The sequence below is a fragment of the Leptospira sanjuanensis genome (assembly GCF_022267375.1).
Taxonomy (GTDB): domain Bacteria; phylum Spirochaetota; class Leptospiria; order Leptospirales; family Leptospiraceae; genus Leptospira; species Leptospira sanjuanensis.
On the sequence record NZ_JAIZBH010000001.1, the window covers coordinates 933472 to 949392 of the forward strand.

Annotated in this window: 16 protein-coding genes and 1 pseudogene; 4 read left to right on the plus strand and 13 right to left on the minus strand. The window is 46.4% G+C overall.

Translation table 11 applies throughout. The features are described 5' to 3' along the window. Positions 1–43 precede the first annotated feature (43 nt). The gene (locus LFX17_RS04205; protein ID WP_406600694.1) at positions 44–1471 is read left to right on the plus strand and encodes a UDP-N-acetylmuramate--L-alanine ligase; all 1428 of its coding nucleotides are present in this window, start codon (positions 44–46) and stop codon (positions 1469–1471) included. Between the two features lie 138 nt (positions 1472–1609). On the opposite strand, the pseudogene LFX17_RS04210 reads toward LFX17_RS04205, so the two are convergent. Next, positions 1610–2386: pseudogene (locus tag LFX17_RS04210) on the minus strand (thioredoxin fold domain-containing protein); the annotation flags it as partial. Positions 2387–2562: 176 nt separating this feature from the next. On the opposite strand from LFX17_RS04210, the gene hisE reads away from it, so the two are divergent. Then, positions 2563–2841 (plus strand): phosphoribosyl-ATP diphosphatase, encoded by a 279-nt coding sequence (gene hisE / locus LFX17_RS04215; protein ID WP_238729176.1) that lies wholly within the window; start codon positions 2563–2565, stop codon positions 2839–2841. A 2-nt stretch (positions 2842–2843) separates the two neighbouring features. After that, positions 2844–4772 carry a hypothetical protein gene (locus tag LFX17_RS04220; protein ID WP_238745210.1) on the plus strand — a complete coding sequence of 643 codons (1929 nt, stop codon included), beginning with the start codon at positions 2844–2846 and terminating at the stop codon, positions 4770–4772. A 4-nt stretch (positions 4773–4776) separates the two neighbouring features. Here the strand turns inward: LFX17_RS04220 and LFX17_RS04225 are convergent, their stop codons facing one another. The 10 genes from LFX17_RS04225 to LFX17_RS20930 all read right to left on the minus strand — a co-directional run bounded on the left by LFX17_RS04225 (position 4777) and on the right by LFX17_RS20930 (position 13806). Continuing rightward, the gene (locus tag LFX17_RS04225; protein ID WP_240009281.1) at positions 4777–5481 is read right to left on the minus strand and encodes a hypothetical protein; all 705 of its coding nucleotides are present in this window, start codon (positions 5479–5481) and stop codon (positions 4777–4779) included. Positions 5482–5546: 65 nt separating this feature from the next. After that, complete coding sequence (locus tag LFX17_RS04230; protein ID WP_238745212.1) at positions 5547–5960, minus strand: zinc ribbon domain-containing protein; 414 nt, start codon at positions 5958–5960, stop codon at positions 5547–5549. After that, positions 5960–6502, minus strand: a complete 543-nt coding sequence (locus LFX17_RS04235; protein WP_406600695.1) for a cytochrome c-type biogenesis protein — start codon at positions 6500–6502, stop codon at positions 5960–5962. Before LFX17_RS04235 ends, LFX17_RS04230 begins: the two co-directional genes overlap by 1 nt. A 95-nt stretch (positions 6503–6597) precedes the next feature. Beyond that, positions 6598–8787, minus strand: a complete 2190-nt coding sequence (locus tag LFX17_RS04240) for a heme lyase CcmF/NrfE family subunit (protein WP_238729180.1) — start codon at positions 8785–8787, stop codon at positions 6598–6600. A 21-nt stretch (positions 8788–8808) separates the two neighbouring features. Beyond that, positions 8809–9204, minus strand: a complete 396-nt coding sequence (locus LFX17_RS04245; RefSeq protein WP_238729181.1) for a cytochrome c maturation protein CcmE domain-containing protein — start codon at positions 9202–9204, stop codon at positions 8809–8811. A gap of 100 nt (positions 9205–9304) precedes the next feature. Continuing rightward, the gene (locus LFX17_RS04250; protein WP_238729182.1) at positions 9305–10075 is read right to left on the minus strand and encodes a YdcF family protein; all 771 of its coding nucleotides are present in this window, start codon (positions 10073–10075) and stop codon (positions 9305–9307) included. 59 nt (positions 10076–10134) lie between these two features. Next, positions 10135–10314: a tautomerase family protein gene (locus LFX17_RS04255; protein ID WP_238729183.1), complete on the minus strand. Its 180-nt coding sequence runs from the start codon at positions 10312–10314 to the stop codon at positions 10135–10137. Positions 10315–10673: 359 nt separating this feature from the next. Then, on the minus strand, positions 10674–11075 hold the full coding sequence (locus LFX17_RS04260; protein WP_238729184.1) for a hypothetical protein: 402 nt from the start codon (positions 11073–11075) through the stop codon (positions 10674–10676). 9 nt (positions 11076–11084) lie between these two features. Beyond that, positions 11085–13418 (minus strand): TonB-dependent receptor, encoded by a 2334-nt coding sequence (locus LFX17_RS04265; protein ID WP_238745216.1) that lies wholly within the window; start codon positions 13416–13418, stop codon positions 11085–11087. Positions 13419–13473: 55 nt separating this feature from the next. Continuing rightward, positions 13474–13806 (minus strand): LIC10965 family protein, encoded by a 333-nt coding sequence (locus tag LFX17_RS20930; RefSeq protein WP_406600473.1) that lies wholly within the window; start codon positions 13804–13806, stop codon positions 13474–13476. 167 nt (positions 13807–13973) lie between these two features. On the opposite strand from LFX17_RS20930, the gene LFX17_RS04270 reads away from it, so the two are divergent. Next, a complete protein-coding gene (locus LFX17_RS04270; protein ID WP_238729186.1) occupies positions 13974–14282 on the plus strand; it encodes a DUF1272 domain-containing protein in 309 nt (102 codons plus the stop codon). Between the two features lie 4 nt (positions 14283–14286). On the opposite strand, the gene rsx is transcribed toward LFX17_RS04270, so the two are convergent. Together rsx and LFX17_RS04280 are read right to left on the minus strand one after the other, a co-directional pair. Further along, positions 14287–15339 carry an LIMLP_03685 family anti-sigma factor gene (gene rsx, locus LFX17_RS04275; protein ID WP_238745218.1) on the minus strand — a complete coding sequence of 351 codons (1053 nt, stop codon included), beginning with the start codon at positions 15337–15339 and terminating at the stop codon, positions 14287–14289. Then, positions 15336–15884, minus strand: a complete 549-nt coding sequence (locus LFX17_RS04280; protein WP_238745220.1) for an RNA polymerase sigma factor — start codon at positions 15882–15884, stop codon at positions 15336–15338. Before LFX17_RS04280 ends, rsx begins: the two co-directional genes overlap by 4 nt. Positions 15885–15921 lie beyond the last annotated feature (37 nt).

The following is a 15921-nucleotide window of genomic DNA, read 5'->3' on the forward strand; positions in this document are numbered from 1 at the left end:
ACCGTTTCAAAGACCGTTTTTTTTAGGAATCGGCGGTTCGGGAATGTCCTCGCTCGCGTTTCTGCTTTTGAGCAAAGGACTCAAGGTCGCAGGATACGACGGAAAACATTCGGCAACCGTTGAAAAGCTGGTGGAAGCTGGCGCGACCGTGCTGCATAAATCCGATACGCTCGCCGTAGGCGACTACGATCTCGCCGTGTATTCTTCCGCGATCCGATTGGATTCTCATCCTTTAGTCAAAAAATTTCGAGAACAAGGGATCGCGCTCGCGCATCGATCCGAAGTTTTGCATCGGGTCATGTCCGAAAAAAAACAAATCTCGGTCGCGGGGTCCCACGGCAAAACGACGACGACCGCGATGACCGCGTTCTTAATGGAACGATGCGGCATGTCTCCTTCGGTTATGGTCGGCGGAGAAGTCGCTTTTTTAAACGGAAAAGGCGGCGCTTGGGGCAAGGGGGAATGGGGAGTGTTCGAGTCCGACGAATCCGACGGAACATTCAACAATCATTCTGCGGAGATTCGGATCCTCACAAACGTGGACGAGGATCATCTGGACTATTATCAAACACGCGAGAATCTTTTGACCGCGTTTGCCCGTTATATGGAGCGCGCTTCCCGGAGATTGATTCTGAATTTGGACGATGTCGGGATTCGGGATGCGTTGACTTTGGTCGGCGACCATTCTAAAATATTAGGTTTTGCGAAAGTGGACGGCGTCTTTGAAAGTTCTTTGCAAAACGCAAAAGGAGATTTCGTAAGGGATTCCTCACAAAAGGCGGAAAACGGCGGATCGAGAACGAATGAAGCCCGAGGCGCCGAAAGGAACTTCTTATCGAATTACGATTCGTCTAGGATCGCGTATTACACGATCGATTCCGGAATTCTTTCGTTTCGGTTTCAAGAAAAAGAATATTCGTTTTCCTTAAAGTATCCAGGCGAACACTATTTGAAGAACGCTTTGGCTGCGATTCTAACTTGTTACGAAATCGGAGCTTCCTTATCCGAACTCGTCGCAAAAATTCGGGAGTATTCGGGAGTCAGCAGAAGACTGGAATATATGGGAAGTAAAAACGGAATCGAAGTCTACGATGACTACGGACATCACCCGACCGAAATCAAGGCTGTGATACAATCCATGGAAGGATTGAAAAAGGACGGAAGGGCCGTGATCTTATTCCAACCGCATCGATTTACGCGTACTCAAAACTTATACAAAGAATTCGCGGAAAGTTTGGACACCGGGGAAACCGTATATCTCCTGCCGATTTATTCCGCGGGAGAAGATCCGATCGACGGAGTAACGACGGAACTCATCGCTGACGCGATGAAGGTCGCGCCCAAAATTCTTTCCAAAGAAATCGGAGAAGGGGTCGCCTTACTCAAGAATTCCTTGAAGCCCGGAGACAAATTCGTAACGCTCGGAGCCGGAAACGTAAGAGATTGGGGAATCGCATTTTTAAAGGATTAGATTTATGGAATGCGTCCTACGATCGGCTTCGCAAAACTACCGAAATTCGAATTATTCGACTCCGATGATTGACGACTTTCGCACATAAGTCAGGCGCTGAACGGCGAAGCCGGAACATTCCTTCGATATGAGGCGGTCTTAATTTAACGCGTCGATTCGAATCTGAAGATCCTTCTTCTCTTCCAAATCCGTGGTAAGATCCATAACCTTTTTGTAATCCGCTTTGGCTTCTTCCTTTCGACCCAACTCTTCGTATGTGTTTGCTCGAAAGAAAAGAATGGAGGAAAGATCTCCGCTCGGATATTTTGCAACATACGAGTTGAACGTCGCAAGCGCGGATTTAAAATTTCCCGTTTCGAGATAAGAAATTCCTAAATTGAATAATGCGTCGTGTTTTTTATCGACGTTCTTCGTTTCGTTCGAATCGAGAGATTTTTGAAAAAACTGAATCGCTTTCGTGTATTCTCTCGCTTCGAAATAATAAACTCCGACTTGAAAGTTGGTTTTGATTCCGTTCGGATCTTTTGCCAGCTGATCGAGATATTCTTTTTCCAAGTTCCTGCGCGCGTATGCGTTCCGTAGCAACTTGAGAATCATCTTCGCGTCGGGCATCCCCGTGATCTTGTCGATCAGGCTTCCGTTCTGATCGAGAAAAAGTATCGATGGGTAACCTTTGATTCCGTATTTGCGTTTTAAGTTCGGGAACGTATCTCCGTCTAAGGAAAGCGTTACGAACTTGGAAAGTTCGGCTTGGACTTCCTTTTTGGGATAGATCTCGTTTTTGAGAGTTTTACAGTAGCCGCACCAATCCGCATAAACATCGATAAAGATCGGTTTGCCGTTCGTCTTCGCTTTTTCAAAGGCGGTCTTCACCGATTTTTCCCATTGGATTTCGGCGGAGATCGGAAAACAAAAACAGAGGAACAAAAGGAAAGATGCGCGAAACAGTAGATTCTTCATTCTCAATCATAAGACTCTTTCGCGAACGCTTTAGCCAGCGTTTTCTTTCGGGAGAATCCTAAAAATACGGTTGTCGGCGGAGCGGATGCCCGGAAAACTAGGGGCAGATTTTGGAAAGGAAACCTGGGTTCATGGAATTTTTATTACAGTTGGAAAACATACTCAAAAAAAGAAAACAGGATCTTCCCGATAAATCGTACACCGCGGATCTGTTCCGAGGCGGAGTCGATCGGATCCTTAAAAAAGTGGGGGAAGAAGCCGGAGAGGTCATCATCGCCGCTAAGAATTCGGATAAGAAAGAACTTACCCACGAAGCGGCGGATCTTCTCTTTCATCTTCAGGTTCTTCTCGTGGAACAGGGACTCTCTCTTCAAGACATCGTGGAAGAACTTCGCAAACGCCATTCTTAAAAATGAATCTTCCGGAAATCGACTTTCGCAAGAGAATTTCCGGAAATACGATTCTCTTTCTTTTCGTTCTTAGTCTTTATGCCTTTCTCTTTTATCACGGCGCTTGGTTGAGCGACGATTCGTTCATTACGTTTCGAGTGGTTGATAACTTCTTGAACGGTTTCGGAATTCGTTGGAATCCTCTGGAACGCGTTCAGGTTTACACACATCCTCTTTGGTTGTTTCTGCTGATTCCGATCGAGTGGGTTGTTCGCGACATCGATCTCACCGGTTACTTGTTGTCCTATGTCTGCGGCGTTCTTTTTTTGTCAGTGTATTGGTTTGTGTTTACGAGATGGAAACGCGGAATATTAGGGGCTGCGATCGGAATCGGAATCTTTTTCTCTTCTCGAACTTTCGTGGATTATAATTCTTCCGGTTTGGAAAATCCGTTGTCGTTTTTGCTCCTTCTGCTATTCCAGATAAAGTTTTATGCGATTTATTCGGATCGGAAGTTCGCGGTTTTGCGGAATACGAATTACGAATCGATCCGATCGCGGAACGCGTTTTTGCCGGACGTTTCGTTTCGATCGAATGTAGGGAACGAAGCTCAAACCGAGTCTGCGACGGATTCGAACTCGATCAAAACCGATTCCTTCGAAATCGGATTGTTGACCGGTTTGCTCGCGTTGACGCGTTTGGATCTGCTTCTTTTTTTGATTCTTCCTTGGCTCCTCCTTTTCGGGAGAATCTTTCGAGGCCGCCGTATTCCATTTTTAGTATATTCCGTTTTAGGAATGCTTCCTTGGGTCGCTTATCTGATTTTTTCTTGGATTTATTTCGGCTCGTTTTTTCCGAATACGTTTTATGCAAAGACGAACGTTTTGTCGAACTTGGTAGAAAGAATCGCCGCGGGATGGGATTATCTAAGAATCAGTTTGAAATGGGACCCGATCGCCGGAGTCGTTTTTGCCGTTCACTTGTTTTGGATCGTCGTCGATCCGATCCTGAATCTTTTATCTCGCTTTGTGTCGCTTAACAAAAAGTCTTGGGCTCCCGAATGGAACCGCCAAGAAAAAGGAATTTTGGCGATCGCTTTCGGTGAAATTGCGATCGTGTTCGTTTATCTTCTCTGGGTCGGCGGGGATTTTATGGCCGGAAGATTTTTGGGAACCTGTTTGATCGTTTCCGTGTTTGCTCAAAGTCTTGTTTGGTTGCCGCGGACCGCGGATACGAATCGGAAGAACGTAAAAACCATCGGGACGATCGCCGCTTTTATCTGTGTTTATTTTTTATCGGTCCCGACTTCTCCTTTGCACTATGCGTTTCGTCGCGTTCCGGTTCGGGTTGAAAAAGGCGTTGTGGACGAACGCGCTTCGTATCAAGACAACGTTTCCTTGAAAGGGCGATTGCACGGAATGAAATCCGATTCGCATCCTTGGGCGCAGTATGCGATCGGAATCGCGCGTTCTAATGCGCAAACCGATTTTCAAGAATTGCAAAGGGTGCAAATCACGACCAATGTCGGTTTAGCGGGATATTACGGAGGTCCGGGTATTCACTGGATCGATCTTTTGGGAATCACAGATCCTTTTTTGGCGCGTTTGCCGGGGAAGGGGTTTCCGGGTCATTACATCCGTTTACTGCCGCAAGGATATAAGGAATACATCGAAGAAACGGCCGCTTCTCTGCCGAACGCGGAGCTTGACCGTTTGTATTACGAAGTGCGTTTGTTAAGCGAAGAGGGTCTTTGGACGAAGGAACGTTGGAAAACGATCTTCGATTTCGCCTTATTCGGAAAAGGAAATTTTAAAACGAGATTCCCGGCCGGTTTTTCCTATCCGTTCGTATCGGAATCGTATCGGAAAACCTTGTATGGAATTCCGTTTTCGAACATGAACGACGAAGAACTGAACAAACGCCTCGCCGGGGAATATTTCGGAACTCGTTAAAACTCTAATATTCGAAACGTAGAATGGACTTGGCGGGCGTAACGACCTGAAAGTAATTCTTACTCTGCGGTTTTTGATTCAAAGAATCCTTCGGAAAACGAATCAGAAACCGATAGACGTGTTCGGTGTCCGCGACGACGTCCGAATCGTAAAGAATCGCACCCGAAGGATAAACTCCCGGAGGAACGGTGTGATACGGATAACCGAACGTTCCGTAAACGGGAAGCGCCGAAAAGCGGGAATTGCGAACCCTTGCCGTAAACGTTTGAACGTAATAGCTCCAAGTTTTTTCGGCCGTTTTTTCGTTTAAGGAAAATTGAAAGTCCAAAAATTCGGGTAATACACGTGTTTCGGGTACGATTTGAAACAGGATATAAATTCCTTCGGAGCCGTTTAAACCGCCGACTTCTTTCCAGCGTTCGACTCGATCTTTCGGGACGCGTAAAGCGAGTTCGTTTTTCAAATCCTTTCGGATTTCTTCCAGGTCGTCCTTTTCCACCTTGGACGCGGAAACGTAAAAACCCGCTCCGTAATACGGAAGTTCGGATAAACGATCGGGTTCACCTTGAAGTTTGAGATTCTTGCCGGTGCATCCTGCGAGAAACACGATCGAGCAAAAATAAAAGCATGAGTATATTATAAAAAACGAAAATTTATTGGATCTTTGGTCGGGAACAACGGCCGATTCCGAATGATACGTCGCTTTCAGCGTATGCGCGCGTTCCGTTGCGGTCCGTTCCCGCAATTCCGGTGTTCGGCGATCGCCGTTTTTCGTCAGGCGATCAGTTTTGTTCCGCACGAAGGACAAAATTTCGCTCCGTAGATTTCGATTTTAAAGCCGCATTCATGACAGTATTTCGGAAGAAGTTCGCCGGTATTCGGGGCCGCAGTAACCTGAGGTTTCGGAATGTTCTGCGCGATCGTACGGATCTTTTCGTCGAAGTCTTCCAGATCTTTGACAATTCCGGAGGAGATCGTCTGAAATTCCGCTTCCGTCAATTTTCCCGTATCGAATTCGATCTTGATGTCGCGTAAGTTTTCGAGAATCACTTCTCTCCGATTGATGAGCTCGAGTTTTTCGGATTCGCTTTCGGAGGTCTTTGCGTCGATCGCATATCGGATATAAACGAAGGGAGCTACTACGATTCCGATCAGAATGACGTAAAATGGAATGAGTAAAAGATCCATTATTTCTGTTTTTCCTGTATTTCGGAAAGATATCTTTGAAAAGAATCTTGTCCTTGTTGAGCGGCCTTACCGGATTCTACCTTTGCGGAAGAGGCCGGGCTTTTGCGTTTGAAGTATAAGTAGATGAGAAGAAATCCGAGTAAGCCCGCGAGGATCAGACTCAGATTGATCCAGGTGGAATCGGGGGTCGCAAGAATATTCTCGCCGAATCCGAACACGACCGAGTTCGCCATTCCTGTGTTGCCGGCTTCCACGAATTTTTGAATGACCGGATCGGTAAGAGCTTCTTCGCCGAAACCGTTGACCATCTTGTGAACGATCTGATCCGCGGTTTCTCCCTTTCGAATCCTGTTTTCGATGAACAGTTTCAGTTTTGCGGAGACGGTGCAATTGTTAAACGAACAACTTTTGATCGTGATCGAAGGAATACAGATGCAGCGGATTTTCGAGGTGACTTCGTGAAACGTTCGGATCTGATCCGGTTCCGTCAGATTCGTGTATGTGGAATCTGCGAACGCGGCCGAGAAAGCCGCGCCGGGCATAAAGGTCGCGGTCAAAATCGGGATCGACAAAACGGACAAGGCCGCAATCAAAACGGAATTTTTAAATCGAATTATAATTTTAGAATATACCGTTTTCATGATCTGGATTCTCCGATGGGAAGAAGAATCAAAAGTCCGGACAAGAAGAACAGAATGGAACCGGCCCAAATGAATTTTACGAGCGGATTTACCCAGACTTCAAGGTTTGCTACGATCTGTCTCGGGAAACGATTGAAATTCTCCAGTTTGCGTACAGGTTGATTCTCGCTCGTGAACAGATAATTCATAAACAAAAGAGGAAGATCGGGATTTTCATCCGAGAGATCGGAATGTTCGATGGCTCCGAGCTGGATGTATAAATCCTCCTTCGGTGTGGAAGTGATCGAAGGTTCGCTTGTGGGGATATGGGTTTCAAAGTCCCCGCTCAAATGCGAGATCTGCGGATAAAATCTTCGTTCCGTAACCATCGTGGAAAATTCTTTCAAATGACGTTTGACTTGAAACGTGGCTTCGTGGGAAACGATCACGTTCTGAATGTTCAGACCGTTCTTCGCGTCCCCGTTTACGAGAGGTTTGATCTTAAGAGTGTTCGCGGAAATCTGATAGTTTCCGAGAACTCCCGTATCCTGACTGGAATAGACGATTTCGTTCTTTTCCGGAGGGTTCAAAAAGTAGAAAAACTTAATGGACGTGTTTTGTTTGAATGCGTTCCCCGCAAAGCCGATAAACAAAATCACCATCGCCAAGTGAACGAGATAACCTCCGTATCTTCTTTTGTTTTTGAGAAGCATACGAAAGCCCGCAAAGAAATAATTTTCTCCGGGATACGATGCCTTGCGCGCGGTGATTCCCCGATGATATTCCTGTGCGATTCCCGCGATCGTAAAAATTCCGAGACCGACGGCGATCACAGAATAAACTTCGCCCAACACGTCCCCGAGGCTGTAGTCGCTGATCGTAAAGTTCTGCGAGTAAAAAAGAACGTATGCGCCCGCTCCGGCGATTCCGACTAACAACGGTTTGAAGAGAGTGGAAAAGAAAATCTTGTCCGCGCCTTTTCTCCAAGCAAGAAGAGGAGCCGAACCCATGAGCAGAATCAAAAGGATTCCGGACGGAACACCCCAAGAGTTGAACCAAGGCGCCTTGAATTCTCTTCCATACAAAAGGGGGGAAAATACGCCGAGCAGAATCGCGAGCGTCGCGATCACGAGTAGAAAGTTGTTAAAAAGAAAACTTCCCTCTTTGGAAGTCATGGCTTCGAGATTGCGTTCCGGCTTGAGGGCGTTTCTGCGGTATATCAAAAAGCCGAGAAAGAAAACGAAACTGATTCCGATGTAGATGATGAAAGGAGTTCCGATCGTGGATTTGGAAAAGCTGTGCGGTCCTTCGAGAACTCCGCTTCGAGTGATCCAGGTTCCCAATAAACAGAAATGGAACGCGAGGATGATCAAAAGCATATTCCAAAACTTTAACATTCCTCTTCGTTCCTGAATGATCATGGAATGAAGAAAGGCGGTGGATAACAACCAAGGCATAAGCGAAGCGTTCTCGACAGGATCCCAAGCCCAATAACCGCCCCAGCCCAATTCTTCGTACGCCCATTTGGAACCGAGGAGAATTCCCGTTCCCAAAAAGAACCAGGAAAAGATCGTCCATCTTCTTACGAAACGAAACCAGTTTTCGGAAAGATGTCCCGTGATCAAAGCGGAAGCGGCGATCGCGAACGGAATCGCAAAACTCACGTAACCCACGTACAAAATCGGCGGATGGATGACCATGGCCCAGTGCTGCAGCAAAGGGTTGAGTCCTCGGCCTGCGACCGCGGCGGGTTGAAACTCGCGGAAGGGTTGGGCGTCGGGATAAAAAACGGCGAGATACGAAAAGAACGCCGCGATTACGGCTAACGTGAGATTTAGGATCGGGATTCGATCCTGAACGAACTCTCTCGTTTGCCAGAGAACGATGAATGTGAACAGGGAAAGAAGGAGATTCCAAAACAGAAGGGAACCGGAGGAACCCGACCAAATCCCGGTCAGTCTGTAAAACAACGGAAGGTGTTCGTTGGAATGCATGACCACATAGTAGTTGGAAAGATCGGTTCTAAAAAGTTGAACGAGTAAAACGGTAAACGCGAGAAGAATGACGGCGGTGTTTGCCATCAACGTGTATCTTCCCAATTCGATCGCTTTTTTATCCTGTTTCCAGATTCCGTAAGAGGTTTGAGCGATCGAAAAAAGAAGGATTGCAAAGGACGTAATGATGCAGAGCGCGCCGAAATCATTCATATTAAAAAATTGGAATCCTTTTTACTTGTTTTCTTCCGAATAATCGGCTTCGTATTTGGAGGCGCACTTCGCTTCCACGTGATCGGAAACGAGAACGCCGTCCTTCATATAACCGTCGACTCTGGCACGGGTTCCTTCCTTAAAGGCGTCTGGAAGAAGGGATTCTCCCGTGAAAAAAACAGGGATCTGCTTTTCGTTGAATTCTAAGATAAACTTTGCGGTTTTGCCTTCACGAACCACGGAGCCGAGTTTCACGAATCCTCTCACTCTCAAAAGATCGTCTTGGTATTTGACGGGGGAAGCGGCGAGCTCGGAAGCGTCGAGCAAGGTATAAGAGGTTTCCTTGGAGGAGAAGTAGGCGATGGAGCCGAGGGAAACGAGAATGATTCCCGCGAGGACCGTAAATTTGATGTTCATCGTAAAAATTCCGAATGTTTTTCGTTTTAGACCATGAAATCAGAGCGGATGGAGGGAGAAAAGTGGAAATATCCCCGTTTTATTCCGCACCGATCGAAGTTTAGGAATTCTTGATCTTGTGAACGAGAATTCCGATCCATTCCTTGATCGAAATCGTGGAGTTTTCGAGACAGGAAGTGGAAGGGAAAAAGTTGTCCAACGTCAAAACCGCCTTCTGCGTTCTAAAATCCGTGGGAAAGGGGATGATCGTGATCCCTTTTTCCTGAAAGATTTCCACGGAACGTTTCATATGAAAGGAAGAAGTCACCAGAATCACGGAAGTCCAGCCGCGTTCTTTGAGTAACTCCATCGCAAAACTCTTGTTCTCCGCCGTGTTTCGGCTTTTCGATTCCAGAATCAGGGAAGAACTCGGGATTCCCATCTGTTTTAAAAATCGTCCGGCCGGTTCCGACTCGGGAACTTCTTGATAAAAAAGATTTCCGGACCCTCCGGAAAATAGAATTCTCGGAGCCTTTTTGGCGTTGTAAAGCCTGACCGTCTCGGTGAGTCTTTCGGCTGTGTTATACAATTCCACGGGTTCGTCGTGAACGCTCAACGTGGAAACCATACCGCCTAACACAAGTATTACGTCCGCCTTCGGAACTTTTTCCAAAGAAACCGGGGGATAATAGAGCTCCAAGGATCGGATCAGAGTTTGCGAAACGGTGCTCGTGGATAAGATCCAAAGAAAAAGAACCGGAATCCAAACGGAGAATTTTTCCTTCCAGTTCTTAAGCCTCGCTCCGACGAACAAAAGAATCAGAAGAACCAAGGACAAAGGAAATAAGACGAGCGTGGCTAATTTGGAAATGGAGAATAAGATCGTGGACATAGATTCGTCCGGGATTGGAAGTCCCGGCTCCTGTGTTTGTTTAACGAAAGAAGCAGAGTTTATTCGAGCAGTTTTCCGCCGACCGCCCAATTTTCTTTGGCGACTTCTTCGATGACGATGTATGTGACTTCGGGAGGTTTTCCCGCTACTCTATGCAACGTTTCGGAAAATTCTTTAACGATCTCTTCTTTTTGTTTGCGAGTGAGAGGACCGGCGACTTGTAAGTTGACGTAAGGCATGGTAAAAAACGGCTCCGCGTGAAATGATATGCTTCATTGCGACGAGCGGACGGAAATTGTAAATCGGTTTTTGAAATCAGGATCGTTGCGCGCTCTAAAAACGGTTGGGCGTTTCCGCGCATACGATCCTAGACAAGCAGAAAATACCGATCCATGCGCGGACCGGGCTCTCTGCTTCGGTCAAGTTATTGTAAGATTTTTCGAATTTGAAACTTGGATTTTAAAATTCAATAACTTGACCCCGCGTCGATCCCTAACGCATCGAGCTTCGTTTCCGCTTCGCAGAAGTCAACGCGGATGTTTCTTCGGATTTTGATTAAATCGCTCTTTTAACTCAGCGTCTCGCTCGACAGGTCGTGTTACATTCCATCCGGAGTAAATGCGGCTCGATACGCTTCAAGAGGACAAGTCAAGTAAGAACAGGATTTCGCACCCGTCGTTTTCGGAGCTTCTTCGTCTTCAGAAGCTTCCGCGTCTCCGGTCCAAATTCCTTTCGAAGTCAATTCGGCGCAGGAAACCTTGATCGAGTTGGATTTTTGTCTTCCGGAAGAATAGCCCTGACAGCTCCAAACGGGAATTTCCGTAAAACAAGTGCAGTTTCCTTGGAACGCCTGCGTGTCCGTGCAATAGACGCAATCCGCTTTCGTTTCGTTGAACGCGCTCGCAAGAAGACGGATCGCCTGATCCCGATCGTATTCTTCCTTGTTATTTTGACAGAATAAAACCGGAACGATTAAGAATATTAGAATGTACTGTTTCATCTTCTTCTCCTATTGAATGACAGTAAACGGGAACGAGACTTTGAGGATCGCGTTGATTCCGGGGTTTAGAGCGTAGTCTTTGTAGCGGCTCAAATGATCCACGTAAGCGACGTTGAATACGTTTTGTACGCTGAGATCGACGGTCGGTTTGGACGTTCCGTCTCCGAAATACGGAAGTTCGAAACCGAGTCCGATGTCCGTAAGATTGTAACCCTTGCTCGGGGTTTCTTTGGGATCGACCCGGTATTGGGAATCGTAAAATCTTCCGTTGATCGAAACGTAAAAATTCTTCATGCCCCAAAGGGATTCCTCCGTCCAACGGAGACCGGCGCGCGCGCGGTTCGGAGTCGTTCTCGGAAGAGGATTCGTGTCGTTCTGATTTCGAGCGTGAACGATATCGATCCCGCCGGAAAGAACGAGTTTGCGGGTGACTTCTGCTTGGATCGAGAATTCTCCCCCTCGGAGCATCGCGTCTCCCTGTTTGTATTTGTATTTCGGAAGACCGGATTCCGGATCGATCTCCGCGATGCTTGCGGCATATATGAAATTTTGAATGTGATTTTGAAATGCGCTGATCTCGGTTTGAATCCGGGAAGAAGCGTATCGGAACGACAGATCCAAGTTATTCGAATATTCCGGTTTGAGGGTGTCCTTTCCGATTTCGAATTTTCCGGTCCCTTCGTGGACTCCGTTGGAAAAAAGTTCGAACGGGGTAGGGGCGCGAAAACCTCGGCCGTAGTTTAAAACCGTCGAAAACGATTTGTCGATTCTCCAGACGAGCCCCGCGGAACCGGTTGTCGCATAATAATTTTTGGTTTGTTCCGTGATTCCGAGAGCCGCGTTGTTGCGGATATCCGCCGATCGTTTGTCCCCTCGAACTCCCGCGCTCAACGTAACCGAACCGAGTTTGAGTTCCTCCAAAAAATAACCGGCCACGTTCACGATTCCGTAGGAGGGAATCAAGGGTTCGGTTCCGATCGTTCTGTTTTTCTGTTCCAAACCGGAAACGCCGAAGGTTCCTTTCAAAAAATTGAATATAGGTTTGTGATGAAACTTAGCGTCCGCGGTCGCAGTATCGAGAAAAAGATTCAATCCTTGGTATTTCGCACGGGAAGTTGCCTGGTAGTATTGAAAGGATTTGTCGAAAACGTCCACGGATTCGTCCAAAAGAACGTCCTTGATCGGAAGAAGTTTGTTTTTGGATTCGATTTCTCTACGGTTGTTTCTCTGATACGAAAAATCGAGTTCCAGATTACCTGCGGAGAATATTAGAAAAGAATGAAAATTTGATTTTTCGTGCAGAAGTTTTTGATGAACCGTGGATCCGGGATTTTCGTTCGGATTGTCGAATAAATCCTGGGTTTGTTCCCTTCGAAACGAATCCACGTAAAAGTTTCCCCATTTGCCGTCGAGACCGATCGAAGCGCTCTGGTTTTTTTCGATCATACCCGTGTTCGGAATCGTTCCGTTCGGTGTCGTAATTCTTCCCGCTTTACGCGTGTTCGAGCTGGCGCGATAACCGAAACCGTCTATGTTCCCGAAGACGGCGAAATTGCCCGCGTCCTGTTTGTTGTTCGAATAACTGTTAGAATTGAAAATCCCGGCCATTCTCGGAACGCCTTCTCCGCTGAGAGGAGCCTTGTCGCGGATGACGTTGACCACTCCTCCGAGAGCGTCCGAACCGTAGAGCAAACTTCCCGGACCGCGGATGATTTCAATTTTTTGAATATTAAAAGCGTCTAATTCGACCGTATGATCGTCCCCGAACTGCTGTTCTTCCTGGCGGATTCCGTCGGTCATGACGAGAACTCTTTGCCCCGTCAAACCTCGGATGATCGGTTTGGAAGTCCCGGCTCCCGTGGTTAGGTTGGAAACACCGGGAGTGTTGTTGATCGCGGACATGGCGGTTTCGCCGCGTTGCCGATCGAGTTGTCTACCCGACAAAACCGTGATCGGTTGCGGAGAAGTCAAAAAGTCCGAGATCGTCGATTTTGCCGTGACGTTGATCGCCGATTCGTCAAGAGAACTTTTTGCTAATGCGAACTGAATCTTCTGGTCCTTCTCACCGATCGTGACGGAGAGGGATTCGGAATGATATCCCCTCGCGATCGCGATCAATGTGTATTTCCCGGGAGGAACGTGGTCCAAGACGAACTCTCCTTTGTCGTCGCTAACCGCGCTTTTTCTCGATTCTTGGATGAGAACTCGAGCGTTGGGAACGGGATTCCCTTCCTTATCTTTGACGCTTCCCGTTAAAGCGACATCCAAGGCGAAAATGGAAAACGGGGAAAGAAAAATAGAAAATAAGAATATTCTAAAATAATACTGTAATTGCTTTTTCAAGCGAAACTCCCGGACAAACGTCCTAATCGATCAAAACGAAACGAAATCGAATTCTTTAGATAAGCGGGAGTGAAAGAGGGGGAGCGCGGCCTAAACGTATCGGATCGAGATCAAAGGATAAAACGAAGATCCGTGAAAAAGGAAATTTCTCAGTTTGCAGAACAGGAAAAGAACTTCGGATTAAAAAATCGGGATTCCAAAACGAATGGGACTCCCGTTGGAACTGACAGATCGGACAAGTCGGGGATGTTTTCGTTTCCTGATGGGAAGAGTAGGATTCGTGAGAAAGGTTGGAGATCTCTATTTCAGCATGGGTATGAAACTCCTTTCCCATCGAAACGACGAGCAGAAGAACAAGAAATCCGGATTTGAAACCTTTGCCGATCATTCTAAGTTATCGCTAATGATAAACCAATATTAGTAAGAGCGTCAAAACTGTAAAATCAAAAATGAAAGATTCTTGATTTCGTTTCCGCTTTTTTGCGGTTTATGCTTAGACGGTTGCGGTTTTCATCCAACTCATGTCTATGCTATAAAAGTCGAATCGAGGTGCGTATGCTGGAGTTGAGACCGATCTGTGAAAATTGCGAGAAGCCGTTGCCTCCCGAATCGACGGAAGCTTTGATTTGTTCTTTCGAATGTACGTTTTGCGTATCCTGCAACGAAAAATATCTGATGGATATTTGTCCGAACTGCGGAGGAAATTTTGTTCCCCGTCCGATTCGACCCGTACGTAATTGGAAAGGGGATAATTATCTGGGAAAATATCCGGCAAGCGCCAAAAAGAAATTCAGACCCGTGAATGCGACCGAACATCTGGCATTCGCAAAGAAACTTTCGGAAATTCCGCCAAATCAGCGTTAAACGATTATTTTCTCAGAGTGGACATTTCGACGATCGCGGATCGCGGAATTCGGATTTGTCCTGCGTCGATCGTGCTGATCGTGTAATGATCTCCGATCTCGATCAAATAACCTTCCTTGATCTTTCCGTCGTTCGTCTTGATCTGAACGTAGGGACGGGAGGATTTTTGCTCCGATTCCTCGATCTTTCGGAAGGATTCCAAATCCGTCGGTTCGTATTTGTTAAGCGACTTGTTTTCCCGAATCTTTTGTAAGGAATCGAGCTGAGAGCGTAGAACGGATTCTTCTTTGGACGATAACGGACCGATCTGGATCGTAGTAGGCGCGTTCTGCGAAGAATCGACAGTGCGTTCGGCGATCGATCCCGCATCCATTCGGATGACTTGTTCCGTTTCGGTGCTGTTTATAGATTGAACTTCGATTTTTCCTTCGATCAATAGAATTCTTTCTTTATCCGGAATCGCGGAAACCAACAAGGAAGTTCCCAGCAAGACGGAGCGGATATGAGGACTATTCGCTTCGACCGAGATCCCTTCCGGTTTGTGAACGGAAGAAAACAGGAGCGAACCGCTGTGAACGGAGATTCTCAACGTTTTTCCTTTCGATTCGATCGATGTGAGCGTGTTCGGAAAGAGTCGGAGCGAGAAGGTTCCAAGTCCGTCCAATGTCAGATCACAAAAGGATTGATTCTTTGTGGACAGTTCAATTTGAAAATTTGACGAGGCGTTGTGTTCGCAGATTCCCTGACTTGCTTTTAAATTTACCGCGATTTTGTAAGAATCTTCTCGCGTTTGATAAAATAAGAATATTCCAAAAACGAAAAATAGAGAAGCGGCTGCCGATAAAAATACTCCGGTTTTCTTCCAAGGAGAAATCATACTCTTAGGAGGAATCGGGAACTGGTTCGGATCGAGAGAGCGCAAGAGTGTTTTGACGCGCATCAATTCAAAATATTCTTTTTGCGCCTCAGGATCGTTCATTAGATCCTTTGAATGTTTTTCGGAGTCCGATGCGTTGGAGAAAAGCTGAAGCAGAATTTGTTTCGATTTTTCTTTCATTCTTTCCCTCCTTGCAGCCAGCTTCCGTCGATTCCGGATGTTTTTAATTCTTCCCTTAAAAGCGTTAGTGCGGAAACCAATCTTCTACTAACGGTTCTTTGTGCGATTCCCGTATGGGAAGACGTTTCCGCGATGGACTTCCCATGTATACAATGAAGAATCACGATCGATTTTTCAGGTTCTTTGAGTAAATGTATGGATTTCGATAATTTTTCTAATAAAAGTTTCTCTTCTTCCATTTTATACGCCGAAGTTTCGTAAGAAGAAACTAAATTCTCCCAAGAAGAAAATTCGACGAGGTCTTTTTCTTTTCGACTTTTTCGAAAGTAGTCGATTAACTCGTTTCTCGCAATCGAATATACCCACGTGCTTTCCGATCCTTTGCTCGAATCGAATCGTTCACGATGGTTGTGCACCTTGATAAAAGTTTCCTGGCATAATTCTTCCGCAGTCTCGTTGGTCATTCCGGACTTTAGAAAGAAAAACTTGAGTTTATTATAGTAACTCTTATACAGGTATTCAACGTTGTCTAAATTTACACTCATCCGTGGAGAAGCACTTCCAAGTCTTACTACGAATGGA

What these genes read in the sequence shown, in the direction of transcription:
- LFX17_RS04245 (WP_238729181.1), bottom strand. Translation starts at nt 9,204, where the DNA reads ATGAACATCAAATTTACGGTCCTCGCGGGAATCATTCTCGTTTCCCTC.
- LFX17_RS04230 (WP_238745212.1), bottom strand. Translation starts at nt 5,960, where the DNA reads ATGGATCTTTTACTCATTCCATTTTACGTCATTCTGATCGGAATCGTA.
- LFX17_RS04270 (WP_238729186.1), top strand. Translation starts at nt 13,974, where the DNA reads ATGCTGGAGTTGAGACCGATCTGTGAAAATTGCGAGAAGCCGTTGCCT.
- LFX17_RS20930 (WP_406600473.1), bottom strand. Translation starts at nt 13,806, where the DNA reads ATGATCGGCAAAGGTTTCAAATCCGGATTTCTTGTTCTTCTGCTCGTC.
- LFX17_RS04235 (WP_406600695.1), bottom strand. Translation starts at nt 6,502, where the DNA reads ATGCCCGGCGCGGCTTTCTCGGCCGCGTTCGCAGATTCCACATACACG.
- hisE (WP_238729176.1), top strand. Translation starts at nt 2,563, where the DNA reads ATGGAATTTTTATTACAGTTGGAAAACATACTCAAAAAAAGAAAACAG.
- LFX17_RS04205 (WP_406600694.1), top strand. Translation starts at nt 44, where the DNA reads ATGTCCTCGCTCGCGTTTCTGCTTTTGAGCAAAGGACTCAAGGTCGCA.
- LFX17_RS04280 (WP_238745220.1), bottom strand. Translation starts at nt 15,884, where the DNA reads ATGAGTGTAAATTTAGACAACGTTGAATACCTGTATAAGAGTTACTAT.
- LFX17_RS04240 (WP_238729180.1), bottom strand. Translation starts at nt 8,787, where the DNA reads ATGAATGATTTCGGCGCGCTCTGCATCATTACGTCCTTTGCAATCCTT.
- LFX17_RS04220 (WP_238745210.1), top strand. Translation starts at nt 2,844, where the DNA reads ATGAATCTTCCGGAAATCGACTTTCGCAAGAGAATTTCCGGAAATACG.
- rsx (WP_238745218.1), bottom strand. Translation starts at nt 15,339, where the DNA reads ATGAAAGAAAAATCGAAACAAATTCTGCTTCAGCTTTTCTCCAACGCA.
- LFX17_RS04255 (WP_238729183.1), bottom strand. Translation starts at nt 10,314, where the DNA reads ATGCCTTACGTCAACTTACAAGTCGCCGGTCCTCTCACTCGCAAACAA.
- LFX17_RS04260 (WP_238729184.1), bottom strand. Translation starts at nt 11,075, where the DNA reads ATGAAACAGTACATTCTAATATTCTTAATCGTTCCGGTTTTATTCTGT.
- LFX17_RS04250 (WP_238729182.1), bottom strand. Translation starts at nt 10,075, where the DNA reads ATGTCCACGATCTTATTCTCCATTTCCAAATTAGCCACGCTCGTCTTA.